This window comes from Vulcaniibacterium thermophilum (genome assembly GCF_007923255.1).
Lineage (GTDB): Bacteria > Pseudomonadota > Gammaproteobacteria > Xanthomonadales > Xanthomonadaceae > Lysobacter_F > Lysobacter_F thermophilum.
This window is the reverse complement of the sequence record NZ_VOHJ01000049.1, coordinates 1-13,186: the sequence shown is the minus strand read 5'-3', so window position 1 is coordinate 13,186 and position 13,186 is coordinate 1. Positions and strand designations below refer to the sequence as shown.

The window sequence follows — 13,186 nt, the reverse complement described above, 5'->3', positions numbered from 1 at the left end:
CGCACCGCGGCGGCCCGCCGCCGGCGCCCGCCGCAATCCCGGCGCCGGCCGCAACCGCCGACGCCACGCCTTCCGCCGGTGCGGCGGAAGCCGCTCCGCTGCCGGCCGACATGCTCCCGCTCGCCGACGGCGCGGCGCCCGTCCGCACCGCGCCGGCACCCGCCGCCTCCGCGAACGGCAATGCGAACCCGAACGCGATCGCGCCGGCCGCGGCGCCTTCGACGCACGAGGCCGTCGGCGGCGCGCACGAGGTCGCCCCCGCCGTTCCCGCCGAGCCCGCGCCCTCGCTGGAGGGCGACGAACTCGCCGACGCGCTCGCCGCGCGTCTGACCTGGCAGGCCCACCAGCAGGTCAGCCGGGCCGAGATCCGCGTATCGCCGCCCGAGCTGGGCGCGATCGAGATCGACATCCAGCTCGACGGCCGCGAGCTGCGCGCCGAATTCAGCAGCGCGAACGCCGAGGTCCGGCAGGCGCTCGAGGCCGGCCTGCCGCGGCTGCGCGAGCTGCTCGACGGCCAGGGCCTGCAGCTCGTGCATGCCGAAGTCGGCGGCCACGGCCGCTCCGCGCCGCACGCCGCGCCCGCGCCGCGCGCGCTGTCGGCATTCGGCGCCGAAGGGGCCGAACCCGACCGCCCCGCGGCCGCTGCGCTTGCGCGCCGCATCGGCCTGCTCGACGAATACGCCTGAGCCCTGCGCCGGATCGGGCCGCCGATGGCATGGGCCCCGGCTTCCGCCGGAGCGACGGGGTTTGCTGGAGTTCGCGCGCCCGGGCCAGAGGGGCCAGCTCCGCCACGCGCGCCCGCGCGAACGACGGGAACCCGTCGCCCCACCCGCGCCGGCGTTCCGGCGCGAGCCGCCCCGTCCGGCACATCGGCGCCGGACGGGCGCAGGCACGCCGGTTGCATCGTCACGGCATCGACATGGAGTCCGCCGTGAGCGAAGCCAACAAGACCCCCAACGCCGACAAGCCCAAGCGCCGCTGGCCGCTGTTCCTCGCCCTCGCCGTCGCTCTCGCCGGCGCGGGCGGCGGCGGCGCCTGGTGGTGGTTCGGGCGCGCGCAGGCCGAAGCGCCGAAGCGCGCCGCGCCCAAGCCGGCCATCTACCACGCGCTCGAACCGACGTTCGTGGTGAACCTGGCCGATCCCGACGCGCCGCGCTACCTGCAGGTGGAAGTGCAACTGATGACGCGCGACCCCGAAGTGCAGCCGGTCATCGATCTGCACACCCCGCGCATCCGCAACCGCCTGCTGCTGCTCTTCAGCCAGCAGTACAGCACCAACCTGCGCACGCGCGCCGACAAGGAACGCCTGCAGCGCGAGGCGCTGGCCGAGGTGCAGGCCATCCTCAAGGCCGAGACCGGCAAGCCCGGCGTCGAGGCCCTCTACTTCACCAGCTTCGTGACCCAGTGAGGCCGGCGTGAGCGCCCACGATCTCCTCTCGCAGGACGAAATCGACGCGCTGCTGCACGGCGTGGACAGCGGCGCGGTCGAGATCGAGCCGCCGGTCGCGCCCGGCGAGGCGCGGCCGTTCGACTTCGCCAGCCAGGACCGCATCGTGCGCGGCCGGCTGCCGACGCTGGAGATGATCAACGAGCGCTTCGCGCGCCTGATCCGCATCGGCCTGTTCAACATGCTGCGCCGCTCGGCCGAAATCTCGGTGCGCGGCGTGCATCTGCTGAAGTTCAGCGAATACGTCCATTCGCTGTTCGTGCCCACCAACCTCAACCTGGTGCGGATGAAGCCGCTGCGCGGCACCGGGCTGGTGGTGCTGGAGCCGAAGCTGGTGTTCACCGTGGTGGACAACTTCTTCGGCGGCGACGGCCGCTACCCGGCCAAGATCGAGGGCCGCGAGTTCACCGCCACCGAGATGCGGGTGATCCAGCTCGTGCTGAAGCAGGTGTTCGCCGACCTCACCGAGGCGTGGGCGCCCGTGCTGCCGATGGACTTCGAGTACCTCAACTCCGAGGTCAACCCGCACTTCGCCAACATCGTCACGCCGCGCGAGTACGTGGTGGTGTCCAAGTTCTACATCGAGCTGGAAGGCGGCGGCGGCGAACTGCACATCACCCAGCCGTGGTCGATGTTGGAGCCGATCCGCGACCTGCTGGACGCCGGCATCCAGAGCGACCGCGTCGAACGCGACGAGGGCTGGGCGCACGCGCTGGTGCGCGAGCTGATGGACGCCGAGGTCGAACTGACCTGCGTGCTCGGCGAGGTGCGCACCAGCCTGCGCGCGCTGGTGCACATGCGCCCCGGCGACATCATCCCGTTCGACCTGCCGCAGCGCGCGCCGCTGAAGATCGAGAACATGCCGATGTTCCTCGGCGAATACGGCGTCTCCAACGGCCAGCGCGCCGTGCGCATCACCGACTGCCTCGCGGCGCCGCGCCGCACCGAGCCCGGAGTAACCACCCCATGAGCACCGTCGAAGCCACCCTGCACCAGCCCATGCAGCTCGAACCCGAGCGCGCCGCCGGCACGTCCCAGGACGTGAACCTGGACGTCATCCTCGACGTGCCGGTGACGCTGTCGCTGGAGGTCGGCCGCGCGCGCCTGCCGATCCGCAACCTGCTGCAGCTCAACCAGGGCTCGGTGGTCGAACTCGAACGCGCGGTGAGCGAGCCGTTCGACGTGTTCGTCAACGGCACGCTGATCGCGCACGGCGAGGTGGTCGTGGTCAACGACCGCTTCGGCATCCGCCTGACCGACGTGGTCAGCCCCTCCGAACGGATCAAGCGCCTGAAATGAGCCCCGTCGTTCTCGCCGCCGCCGCACCGGGCGCGGGCAGCGTGCTGTCCACCCTGTTCGCGCTCGCGCTCGTGATCGCCCTGGTGTTCGGGCTGGCGTGGATGCTCAGGCGCCTGCCGGGCGCGGGCGCGCGCGGCCACCAGGGCCTGCGCGTGGTCGCCTCGCTCGCGGTCGGCGCGAAGGAGCGGGTGCTGGTCGTCGAAGCGGGCGAGCGCCAGTTGCTGATCGGCGTCACCGCCCAGCAGATCAGTCTGCTCGACACGCTGGCGCAGCCGCTGCCGGAGGCGCCGCAGGAATCGTTCGCGGCCGTGCTCGCGCGTCAGCAGAAGACGATGGCGGGCGCGCCGTGGACGCAGGCGCTGGCCGCGCGCATCGCCGCCACCCCCGCGATGCGGCGCTTCGGCGAACGCGCGCGGCGCTGGGCGCCGCTGCAGCGCATCGGCGCGCGCTTCGGTCAGGCCGGAGGGGCGCGATGAGCCGCCGCGCGCTGCTCGCCTTGGCCCTGTTCGCGCTGGCGGCGTTGTGCCTGCCGGTCTGGGTCGCGCCCGCCGCCGCGGCCACCGGCGCGGGCACCGTGCCGCTGCCGGATCTGACGGTGGCCCGCATCGGCGGCAACGAGGTCAGCATCCCGCTGCAGGTGCTGGTGGTGATGACCTCGCTCACCCTGCTGCCCGCGCTGCTGCTGGGCGCGACCGCGTTCACCCGCATCATCGTCGTGCTGGCGCTGCTGCGGCAGGCGCTCGGCACCGGGCAGACGCCGTCCAACCAGGTGCTGCTGGGGCTGGCGCTGTTCCTCACCGCGCTGGTGATGTCGCCGGTGCTCGACGCCTCCTGGACCCACGGCGTGGCGCCCTACCTCAACGACCAGCTCGCCGCCGGCGACGCCTGGCGCGCGGCGTCGGCGCCGTTCCGCGACTTCATGCTGGCGCAGGTGCGCGACAACGATCTGCTGACCTTCGCCGGCATGGCCGGCCAGCCGAAGGGCTACGCCTCGCCCGCCGATGTGCCCTTCCACGTGCTGGCCGCAGCGTTCATCACCAGCGAGCTGCGCACCGCGTTCGAGATCGGCTTCATGCTGTTCATCCCGTTCCTGGTGATCGACCTGGTGGTCGCCAGCGTGCTGATGTCGATGGGCATGATGATGCTCTCGCCGATGCTGGTGTCGGCGCCGTTCAAGATCCTGCTGTTCGTGCTGGTGGACGGCTGGGTGCTGGTGGTCGGTTCGCTCGCCGCGAGTTTCCACGCCGCATGACGCCCGAATCCGTACTCACCGAACTGCGCCTGGCCCTGCAGATGGTCATGACGCTGGGCGCGCCGCTGCTGCTGGCCGTGCTGGTGGTCGGCGTGGTGGTCGGCATCGCCCAGGCCGCGACCCAGATCAACGAGCCGACCATCGCCTTCGTGGCGAAGGCGGTCACGCTGTTCGCGGTGATCGCGATCGGCGGAAGCTGGATGCTGGGCGCGCTGGTGGACTTCACCGCCGCGCTGATCCAGCGCATTCCGGAGCTGGTGGGCTAGCGCCATGGACAGCGCCACCGCGGTGCTGCTGGACGGCACCCGCCTGCTCGGCTGGATCCACGCCGCACTGTGGCTGTCCATGCGCCTGGGCGCCGCGTTCCTGGCCGCGCCGCTGTTCGGCTCGCGCGCGGTGCCGCCGCGGGTGAGGATGGCGCTGGTGTTCGCGCTGTCGGCGATGCTGGCGCCGATGCTGCCCAAGCCGCCGCCGGCGGCGTTCGATGCGCTCACCGTGCTCAACGTGATGCGCGAGCTGGCGATCGGCGTGGCGATCGGCTTCCTGCTGCGGCTGGCGTTCGAGGCCGGCGCGTTCGCCGGCGAGCTGATCTCGCAGGGCATGGCGCTGAGCTTCGCGCAGATGGCCGACCCGGCGAACGGTGCGCCGACCGTGGTCGGCCAGTGGTTCTACGTCGCGCTCGCGCTGCTGTTCCTCTCCTTCGACGGCCATCTGGCGCTGATCCAGTTGCTGGCCGACAGCTACCGCCTGCAACCGCCCGGCCAGCCGCTGCCGGACTGGACCGCGCTGGCGCAGGCGGTGCCGGCGTTCCTCACCAGCGCGCTCGCCGCGGGCGTGGCGATCGCGCTGCCGATCGTGCTGTCGATGCTGGTGGTGAACCTGTGCTTCGGCGTGCTCGGACGCGCATCGCCCGCGCTGCAGCCGATCGCGATCGGCATTCCCGCCGCCCTGCTGCTGGGCATCGCGCTGCTGGTGATGCTGATCACCCGGTTGGTCGAGCCCGCGCGTTCGCTGTTCGATGCCGCCTTCGCCGCGGCCCGTGGTCTGCTGGGGTAAGCCATGGCCGAACACGACGAGGGCGCCGAACGCACCGAACAACCCAGCGAACGACGCCTGCGCCAGGCGCGCGAGCGCGGCCAGAGCCCGCGCTCGCGCGAGCTGGCGAACGCGGCCGTGGTCGGCGCGGCGGCGCTGGCGCTGTGGCCGCTCGGCGGCATGCTGGCGCGCGGGGCGACCGAATGGATGCGCAAGACGCTGGCCTGGCGGGCGCTGCCCGCCGCGCCCGAGCTGCCGGCGTGGTTCGCCGGGCGCCTGCTCGAACTGCTGCTGGTGGCCGCGCCGCTGATCGGCGTGTGCCTGCTTGCGACCCTGATCGCCCCCGCGATCATGGGCAGCCTCGGTTTCGCGCCCAAGGCGCTGGCGCCGGACATCGGCCGGCTCGATCCGCTGCGCAACCTGAAGAACATCTACAGCCGCGAGGGCCTGGCCGAGCTGGTGCGCTCGCTGCTGCGCGTGGGCCTGATCGGCGGCTTCGCCGGCATGGCGGTGGCGGGTGCGCTGCCGAAGCTGATGGCGCTGGTGCACCACCCGCTGCCCACCGCGGCGGCCGACGGCCTGGGCATCGTGCTGAAGGTGCTGATCGCGCTGGTGGCGGCGCTGGCGGTGCTCGCCGCGCTGGACGTGCCCTACCAGCGCTGGAGCCACCGCAAGCAACTGATGATGACGCGGCAGGAAGTCAAGGAAGAGATGAAGGAGACCGAGGGCCGCCCCGAGGTCAAGGCGCGCATCCGCCGCATGCAGCACGAGGTCGCGCAGCGCCGGATGATGGAGGACGTGCCGCGCGCCGACGTGATCCTGGTCAACCCGACCCACTACGCCGTCGCGCTGGCCTACGACGCGGCGAACATGCGCGCGCCGCGCGTGGTGGCCAAGGGCGTGGACCTGATCGCGCAGACCATCCGCGAGGTCGGCGAGCGCCACGGCGTGCCGATCGTGTCCTCGCCGCCGCTGGCACGCGCCTTGTATCGGCAGGCGCGGATCGGTGAGGAAATCCCCGTGACGCTGTACGCGGCCGTCGCCCAGATACTCGGTTACGTCTACCAGTTGCGCGCATGGCGCCGCGATGGCGGCCGTCCGCCGGAGCTGCCGGCGATCGACGTGCCCGAGGGCGGCGAGCCGTGAGCGCGCCGCCTTCCACCGCGGGCGGCTGGCGCGGCGCGCTGCGCCAGGGCGGCATCGCCCCGCTCGGCCTGTTGGCGCTGCTGGCGATGGTCGTCGTGCCGCTGCCGACGCCGCTGCTCGACGCGCTGTTCAGCTTCAACATCGCCGTCTCGCTGATCGTGCTGCTGGCGGTGTTCTACGTGCAGCGGCCGCTGGACCTCAGCGTGTTCCCGACCGTGCTGCTGCTGACCACCCTGCTGCGGCTGGCGCTGAACGTCGCCTCCACCCGCGTGGTGCTGCTGCACGGCCACGAAGGCCCGGGCGCGGCCGGCAAGGTGATCGAATCCTTCGGCGAGTTCGTGATCGGCGGCAACTTCGCCGTCGGCCTGGTGGTGTTCGCGATCCTGACGATCATCAACTTCGTGGTCGTCACCAAGGGCGCCGGGCGCATCTCCGAGGTGTCGGCGCGCTTCATCCTCGATGCCATGCCCGGCAAGCAGATGGCGATCGACGCCGACCTCAACGCCGGGCTGATCACCCGCGAGGAAGCCAAGCTGCGGCGCGACGAAGTGCGCGACGAGGCCGACTTCTACGGCGCGATGGATGGCGCCAGCAAGTTCATCCGCGGCGATGCCATCGCCGGCATCCTGATCCTGTTCATCAACCTGTTCGGCGGCTTCGCGATCGGCACCCTGCAGCAGGGCATGGGCTTCGCCGACGCCGCGCGCACCTACGCCCTGCTGTCGATCGGCGACGGCCTGGTGGCGCAGCTTCCGGGCCTGCTGGTGTCGGTGGCGGTGGCGATGCTGGTCTCGCGCATGACCCGCGCGCAGGACATGGGCAGCACGCTGTCCACGCAACTGTTCGGCCAGGGCAAGGCGCTGATGGTCGGCGCCGGCGTGCTCGGTTTCCTCGGCCTGGTGCCGGGCATGCCGAACCTGCCGTTCCTGCTGCTGGGCGGCGCGCTCGGGTACGCGGCATGGCGCATCCGCAAGCGGCAGAACGAGACCGCGGTCGCGGACGCCAATCTTCCGGCGCCGCTGGCCGACGCGCAGGCGCCGGCGGAGGTGAGCTGGGACGATCTCGCGCCGGTGGACCCGCTCGGCATCGAGGTCGGCTACCGGCTGGTGCCGCTGGTGGACCGCAGCCACGGCGGGCAGTTGCTGGCGCGCATCAAGGGCATCCGCCGCAAGCTGACCCAGGAGCTGGGCTTCCTGGTGCCGCCGGTGCACATCCGCGACAACCTGGAGCTTTCGCCCAGCAGCTACCGCGTGCTGGTCCACGGCGTGCCGGTGGCGAGCGCGGACGTCCACCCGGACCGCGAGCTCGCGCTCGATCCCGGGCGCACCCTCGGCCGCATCGAGGGCATCGCCGCCAAGGATCCGGCGTTCGGCCTGGATGCGGTGTGGATCCTGCCGTCGCAGCGCGCGCAGGCGGAGAACCTCGGCTACACGGTGGTCGATCCGGCCACCGTGATCGCCACCCACGTCTCGCATCTGGTGCGCGAGCACGCCCCGGAGCTGCTCGGCCACGAGGAGGTGCAGGCGCTGCTCAACGCGCTCGCCCGCAATGCGCCGAAGCTGGCCGAGGACCTGTGCCCGAAGACGCTGCCGCTGTCGACCATCGTCCGCGTGCTGCAGAACCTGCTCAACGAGCGCGTGCCGATCCGCCAGTTCCGCCGCATCGCCGAGGCGCTGCTGGAGCACGCGACCATCAGCCAGGACCCGACCCAGCTCACCGCCGCCGTGCGCACCGCGCTGGGCCGCTTCATCGTGCAGGAACTCAACGGGCTGGCGCCGGAGCTGCCGGTCTACACCCTGGCGCCCGCGCTGGAACGCGTCTTGCAGGATTCCGGCAACAGCGGCGCGCTCGAACCGGGGCTCGCCGAGCGGCTCCACGAAGGTCTGGGCGACTGCGTCCGCCGTCAGGAAGCCGCAGGCGAACCGGCGGTGCTCCTGGTGCCCGGCTCGCTGCGACCGCTGCTCGCCCGGCTCGTGCGCCACAGCGTGCCCGGTCTGGCGGTGCTGGCCTACCACGAGGTGCCGGAAGACAAGCGGCTCCGACTGGTCGGCTCGGTGGGCTGACGAATTCGCGCCGGCGACGGCGCAGGGGGAACCGACATGACCGCAACCGCCACCTTCGCCGCGACGGACCGTCGCTGAGGCCGCCATGCGTATCCGACGCTTCCAGGCTCCCGACATGCGCACCGCGCTGCGCATGGTCCGCGAGGAACAGGGCGAGAACGCCGTGATCCTGTCCAGCGAACGCTGCGGCGACGGGATCGAGGTGGTCGCCGCCACCGATTACGACGAGGCGCTGGTGCGCCGTGCGCTGCGCGGCGAAATGCCGACGCCGCCGGCCGACGAACGCCCGGCGCCGAACTTCGAAGCGCCCGGCTGGCCGTCGCCGGCGGTCGCTTCGCCCGCGCCCGCGTGGGCGGCGCCCGCGCAGGAGAAACCGTCCAACGTCACGCCGATCGGCGGGCCGGTGCAGCCGGCCGCGCCGTCCGGCCGCGCGCGTTTCGACGTGCCGCCGGGGCCCGAGCCGATGCCGCGCGCCACCCCCGCCCGCGCCGCCCTCGCCGCCGGGCCGATCAGCTTCGCCGCGCACCTGCGCTCCGCGGTTCCCGCCGACGAACCCGCGCCGTTCACCGCGCTGCACGAACTCGAACTCGCCCGCGAGCCGCTGCCGTCCGCGCTGATGGAGCGCCTGATCGACCCGCCGGCGCCGGCCGCGTCAGTGCCGCATGCGGCGCCGGCAGCACCGGTGCCGCAGCCCGTCGACGTCGCGTCCGCCGCCGCGGCGACGGCCGCCGCGCCGGCCGAGGCGATCGCCGCGCCGGCGGCGATGCCGACCGGCCTTCCGCCGACCGAACCGCCCCCCGCGCCGGCCTCCGATTCCGCCGTGCGCCCCGCGCTCGCCGCCGTCCCTTCGCCCGACCCGACGGTGGAGGCGCTGCGCCAGGAACTGGCGCAGATGCGCACGCTGATCGAACGCGAGATCGGCCAGTTCACCGACGAGCGCCTGCGCGGCGTGCCGGTGCGCGGCGCGATCCTGCAGGAGCTGCACGCCTACGGCTGCGAGGCCGAACTCGCGCGCGCGGTGGCCGCCTCGATTCCGCCCAATATCGAAATCGGCGTGGCCCGCGGCCGCGCGCTGGCGCTGCTGGCCAAGTCGATGGTGGTGGCCGAGCGCGAGCCGATCGAGGACGGCGGCGTGATCGCGCTGGTCGGTCCGACCGGCGTCGGCAAGACCACCACGCTGGCCAAGCTCGCCGCCCGCTACGCCGCCGCCCACAGCGCGCGCGACGTCGCCCTGGTGACGCTGGACAGCTACCGCATCGGCGCCCGCGAGCAGCTCGCCGAGTTCGGCCGCCGCCTCGGCATGCCGGTGATCGACGCCAGCCGCGACGGCCTGGCCGGCACGCTCGAGCGCCTGGCCGACTACCCGCTGGTGCTGGTCGACACCGCCGGCCTGGGCCAGCGCGACCGCGCGCTCGCCGCGCAGTTCAACTGGATCAGCGCCGCGCGCCGCGTGCGCAGCTACCTCGTCCTGCCCGCCAACGCGCGCAACGATGACCTCGACGAGGTGATCCGCCGCTTCCGCTGCGCCTCGCCGGAAGGCGCGATCCTCAGCAAGCTCGACGAAACCGGTCGCCTCGGCGGCGCGCTCTCGGTCCTGATCCGCCAGCGCCTGCCGCTGGCGTACGTGACCGACGGCCAGCGCGTGCCGGAGGACCTCCACCGCGCCCACGCCCACCGCCTCGTCCTGCGGCTGGGCGAACTGCACCGCGCCGCCCAGGACGACCACGACGACGGAGATCAGAAGCATGCAGTCGCATGACCCGGCCGACCAGGCCGCCGGCCTGCGCGTCGCCCCGCCCCGCGCCCGCCCGCCGCGCGTGATCGCGGTCACCGGCGGCAAGGGCGGCGTCGGCAAGACCACGGTGGCGGTGAACCTCGCCGTCGCGCTGTCCGAGGCGGGCCGCCGCACGCTGCTGCTGGACACCGACCTCGGCCTGGCCAATGTCGACGTGCTGCTCGGCCTGTCGCCGCGTTTCACGCTCGCCGACGTGGTCGAGGGCCGCTGCGCGCTGGCCGACACCATCCTGGAAGGCCCGCGCGGCCTGCTGGTGGTGCCGGCCGCCTCCGGCAAGCGGCAGATGGCCGAACTGGCGCCGGCCGAGCACGTCGGCCTGATCCGCGCCTTCTCCGATCTGGACCTGCCGCTGGACGCGATGGTGATCGACACCGCCGCCGGCGTGTCCGACCAGGTGCTGACCTTCAGCCAGGCCGCGCAGGACGTGGTGCTGGTGGTGTGCAACGAACCGGCCTCGATCACCGACGCCTACGCGCTGATCAAGCTGCTCTCGCGCGAGCGCAACGTCGGCCGCGTGCAGGTGCTGGCCAACATGGTCCGCAGCCCGGCCGAGGGCCGCGAGCTGTTCGACAAGCTCGCACGCGTGGCCGAGCGCTTCCTCGACGTGGTGCTCAACTACCTCGGCGCGATCCCCTACGACGAATGGCTGCGGCGCTCGATCCAGCGCCAGCAGGCCGTGGTCGAAGCCTTCCCTTCCAGCGCCTCCGCGCTCGCCCTGCGCGACCTCGCCCGCCGCGCCGACCAGTGGCAGGCCCCCAGCGGCGCGCGCGGCGGCGTCGAGTTCTTCGTCGAGCGCCTGGTGCAGGGCGCGGGAGCGGCCGCATGACCATGTACGCCCAACGCGAATACCGCAACGCGCAGCGCGCCGCCGATGCCGACGTGGTCGCCCGCCACGCCGAGCTGGTGCGCCGCATCGCCCACCATCTGGCGGCGCGCCTGCCGGCCAGCGTCGACGTCGAGGATCTGGTGCAGGCCGGCATGATCGGCCTGATCGAGGCCGCGCGCCATTACGACGCCAGCCAGGGCGCGGCGTTCGAGACCTACGCCTCGATCCGCATCCGCGGCGCCATGATCGACGAGATCCGCCGCGGCGACTGGGTGCCGCGCTCGGTCCACCGCCGCGTGCGCGACGCCGCCGAGGCCACGCGCCGGATCGAGCAGAAGACCGGCCGCGCCGCCAGCGCGCAGGAGGTCGCCGCCGCGCTGGAGATTCCGCTCGACGAGTACCACCGGCTGATGGAGGGTGCCGCGCGCGGTCAAGTGCTGAGCCTGGACGCCCAGATCGAGGACGAGGGCGAGGCGCGCGTGCCCGACGCCGGCCCCACCCCCGAGCGGCGCCTGGCCCGCGAACAGTTCCACGCCGCGCTGTCGGAGGCCATCGCCGGCCTGCCTGAACGCGAAAAGCTGGTGCTGTCGCTGTACTACGAACAGGAACTCAACCTTCGGGAGATCGGTGCCGTTATAGGAGTCACCGAATCGCGGGTCTGCCAGATCCACGGCCAGGCGATGGTGCGTCTGCGCGCCCGGCTGCGCGATGCCCGCGACGACGACGACAACGATTGAGCCGGAGGAGGCGCGCGCGTGGACAAGAACATCCGCATCCTGATCGTCGACGATTTCTCGACGATGCGGCGGATCATCAAGAATCTGCTGAACGACCTGGGCTTCCACAACACCGCGGAGGCCGACGACGGCACCACCGCGCTGGCGGCGCTGCGCGCCGGCCAGTTCGAGTTCGTGATCACCGACTGGAACATGCCGGGCATGACCGGCACCGACCTGCTGCGCGCGATCCGCTCGGACCCGAAGCTGGCCAAGCTGCCGGTGCTGATGGTGACCGCCGAGGCCAAGCGCGAGCAGATCATCGAGGCCGCGCAGGCCGGCGTGAACGGCTACATCGTCAAGCCGTTCACCGCGCAGACGCTGCAGGAGAAGCTCAACCGCATCTTCGAGCGCATGGTGGCCGCCGCATGAGTCCGCGCCTTGAGGACCGCCGCGAGCTGATGCGCTGCCTGAAGGCGGCGCTGGACGCGCTCGAGCACGACGACGACCTCGGGTTCCGGCGCCAGATCGAACTGCTCGCCCGCCGCGAGGACGAGGCGATGCGCCAGGCGCTGGCGCGTCTTGCGCGCGAGCTGGGCGAAGTGCTCGGCGCGGTGCCCACCGCCGGCGCCGGCGTCGCCGAACTGCCCGATGCGTGCTCGCGCCTCGACCACGTGGTGGCGATGACCGAGCAGGCCACCCACCGCACGCTCGACCTGGTCGAGGACAGCCGCGCGCTGGTGGATCTGCTGCAGCGCGCCGCGCTGCCGCCGGAACTCGGCGACATCGCCGCGCGACTGCGCTCCAACCTGTCGGAGATGGCGCTGGCGCAGTCGCACCAGGACCTCGGCGGGCAGATCATCCGCCGCGTGGTCGGCCTGGTGCGCGGCGTGCACGACGCGCTCGGCGCGGTCGGCATGGCGCCCGCGCCGGCGTCGTCGATGCGCGGCCACGGGCCGGCGGTCGCCGGCGTGGACGCCCACACGCCCGACGACGCCCATGCGCTGATCAGCGAACTGGGGCTCTGAGATGGCCTACGACGACAGCGTCGCCGCCGACTTCGTGATCGAAGCGCGCGAGATCGCTGATCGCCTGGGCGAGCAGCTCGTCGCGCTGGAGCAGTTGCCGGACGACGCCGAACTGCTCAACGCCGTGTTCCGCGGCTTCCACACCATCAAGGGCGGCGCCGGCTTCCTCGACCTCGCGCCGCTGGTGGAGGCCTGCCATGTGGTCGAGGAAGCGTTCGGCTGCGTGCGCGGCGGCAAACGCCAGGCCGACGCCGACCTGTTCGACGGCGCGCAGGCGTTGCTGGATCACGTGCAGCGCATGCTCGCCGAACTCGCCGCCGGACAGACGCTCTCGCCCGCGCCCGCGCACCTGTGCGAACGCATGCGCCTGTGGGCCGGCGATGAGGCCACGCCCGCCGCGCCGGCCGCGCCCGTGGCCGCGCTCGCCGCCTTCGCGCAGGGCGACGGCCCGGTGAGCGACGACGAATTCGAAGCCCTGCTCGACCAGCTCCACGGCGGCCTGCCCGGCGCGCAACCGCCCCCGCCGCCCGCCCCGGCCCCGCAGCCGCCGCGCGCGGCGCGCCCGGAGGCATCGCCGCC

16 protein-coding genes are annotated in these 13,186 nt (G+C 72.9%); all 16 read left to right on the top strand.

Annotated features, from left to right (window positions below):
- Positions 1-686 (top strand): flagellar hook-length control protein FliK (locus tag FQY64_RS13770; RefSeq protein WP_222431793.1); only part of this gene is annotated, 686 nt, incomplete at its 5' end.
- Positions 687-931: 245 nt separating this feature from the next.
- Positions 932-1,408 (top strand): flagellar basal body-associated FliL family protein, encoded by a 477-nt coding sequence (locus FQY64_RS13765; protein WP_229814927.1) that lies wholly within the window; start codon positions 932-934, stop codon positions 1,406-1,408.
- Between the two features lie 7 nt (positions 1,409-1,415).
- Entirely contained in the window at positions 1,416-2,417 is a 1,002-nt protein-coding gene (gene fliM, locus FQY64_RS13760; protein ID WP_146475172.1) for a flagellar motor switch protein FliM, read from the top strand.
- Positions 2,418-2,446: 29 nt separating this feature from the next.
- Entirely contained in the window at positions 2,447-2,746 is a 300-nt protein-coding gene (gene fliN / locus FQY64_RS13755; RefSeq protein WP_229814929.1) for a flagellar motor switch protein FliN, read from the top strand.
- On the top strand, positions 2,743-3,222 hold the full coding sequence (gene fliO, locus FQY64_RS15205) for a flagellar biosynthetic protein FliO (protein WP_146475168.1): 480 nt from the start codon (positions 2,743-2,745) through the stop codon (positions 3,220-3,222). Before fliN ends, fliO begins: the two co-directional genes overlap by 4 nt.
- Complete coding sequence (gene fliP / locus FQY64_RS13745) at positions 3,219-3,998, top strand: flagellar type III secretion system pore protein FliP (RefSeq protein WP_146475166.1); 780 nt, start codon at positions 3,219-3,221, stop codon at positions 3,996-3,998. The genes fliO and fliP overlap by 4 nt, the downstream gene beginning before the upstream one ends.
- A complete protein-coding gene (locus FQY64_RS13740) occupies positions 3,995-4,264 on the top strand; it encodes a flagellar biosynthetic protein FliQ (protein WP_146475164.1) in 270 nt (89 codons plus the stop codon). The genes fliP and FQY64_RS13740 overlap by 4 nt, the downstream gene beginning before the upstream one ends.
- A 4-nt stretch (positions 4,265-4,268) precedes the next feature.
- A complete protein-coding gene (fliR, locus tag FQY64_RS13735; protein ID WP_146475162.1) occupies positions 4,269-5,054 on the top strand; it encodes a flagellar biosynthetic protein FliR in 786 nt (261 codons plus the stop codon).
- A 3-nt stretch (positions 5,055-5,057) separates the two neighbouring features.
- On the top strand, positions 5,058-6,179 hold the full coding sequence (gene flhB, locus FQY64_RS13730; RefSeq protein WP_146475160.1) for a flagellar biosynthesis protein FlhB: 1,122 nt from the start codon (positions 5,058-5,060) through the stop codon (positions 6,177-6,179).
- Between the two features lie 86 nt (positions 6,180-6,265).
- Positions 6,266-8,242, top strand: coding sequence for a flagellar biosynthesis protein FlhA (gene flhA / locus FQY64_RS13725; RefSeq protein ID WP_229814930.1), 1,977 nt, complete (start codon positions 6,266-6,268; stop codon positions 8,240-8,242).
- Positions 8,243-8,327: 85 nt separating this feature from the next.
- Positions 8,328-10,001 carry an AAA family ATPase gene (locus FQY64_RS13720; protein ID WP_146475156.1) on the top strand — a complete coding sequence of 558 codons (1,674 nt, stop codon included), beginning with the start codon at positions 8,328-8,330 and terminating at the stop codon, positions 9,999-10,001.
- Positions 9,988-10,863, top strand: a complete 876-nt coding sequence (locus FQY64_RS13715; RefSeq protein WP_146475154.1) for a P-loop NTPase — start codon at positions 9,988-9,990, stop codon at positions 10,861-10,863. Before FQY64_RS13720 ends, FQY64_RS13715 begins: the two co-directional genes overlap by 14 nt.
- Positions 10,864-10,865: 2 nt before the next feature.
- Entirely contained in the window at positions 10,866-11,600 is a 735-nt protein-coding gene (locus tag FQY64_RS13710; RefSeq protein ID WP_146475178.1) for an RNA polymerase sigma factor FliA, read from the top strand.
- A gap of 18 nt (positions 11,601-11,618) precedes the next feature.
- Complete coding sequence (gene cheY / locus FQY64_RS13705; RefSeq protein WP_146475152.1) at positions 11,619-12,011, top strand: chemotaxis response regulator CheY; 393 nt, start codon at positions 11,619-11,621, stop codon at positions 12,009-12,011.
- A complete protein-coding gene (locus tag FQY64_RS13700) occupies positions 12,008-12,607 on the top strand; it encodes a protein phosphatase CheZ (RefSeq protein WP_146475150.1) in 600 nt (199 codons plus the stop codon). The genes cheY and FQY64_RS13700 overlap by 4 nt, the downstream gene beginning before the upstream one ends.
- 1 nt (position 12,608) lies before the next feature.
- A partial coding sequence (locus tag FQY64_RS13695) for an Hpt domain-containing protein (RefSeq protein WP_186761024.1) occupies positions 12,609-13,186 on the top strand: 578 nt, incomplete at its 3' end.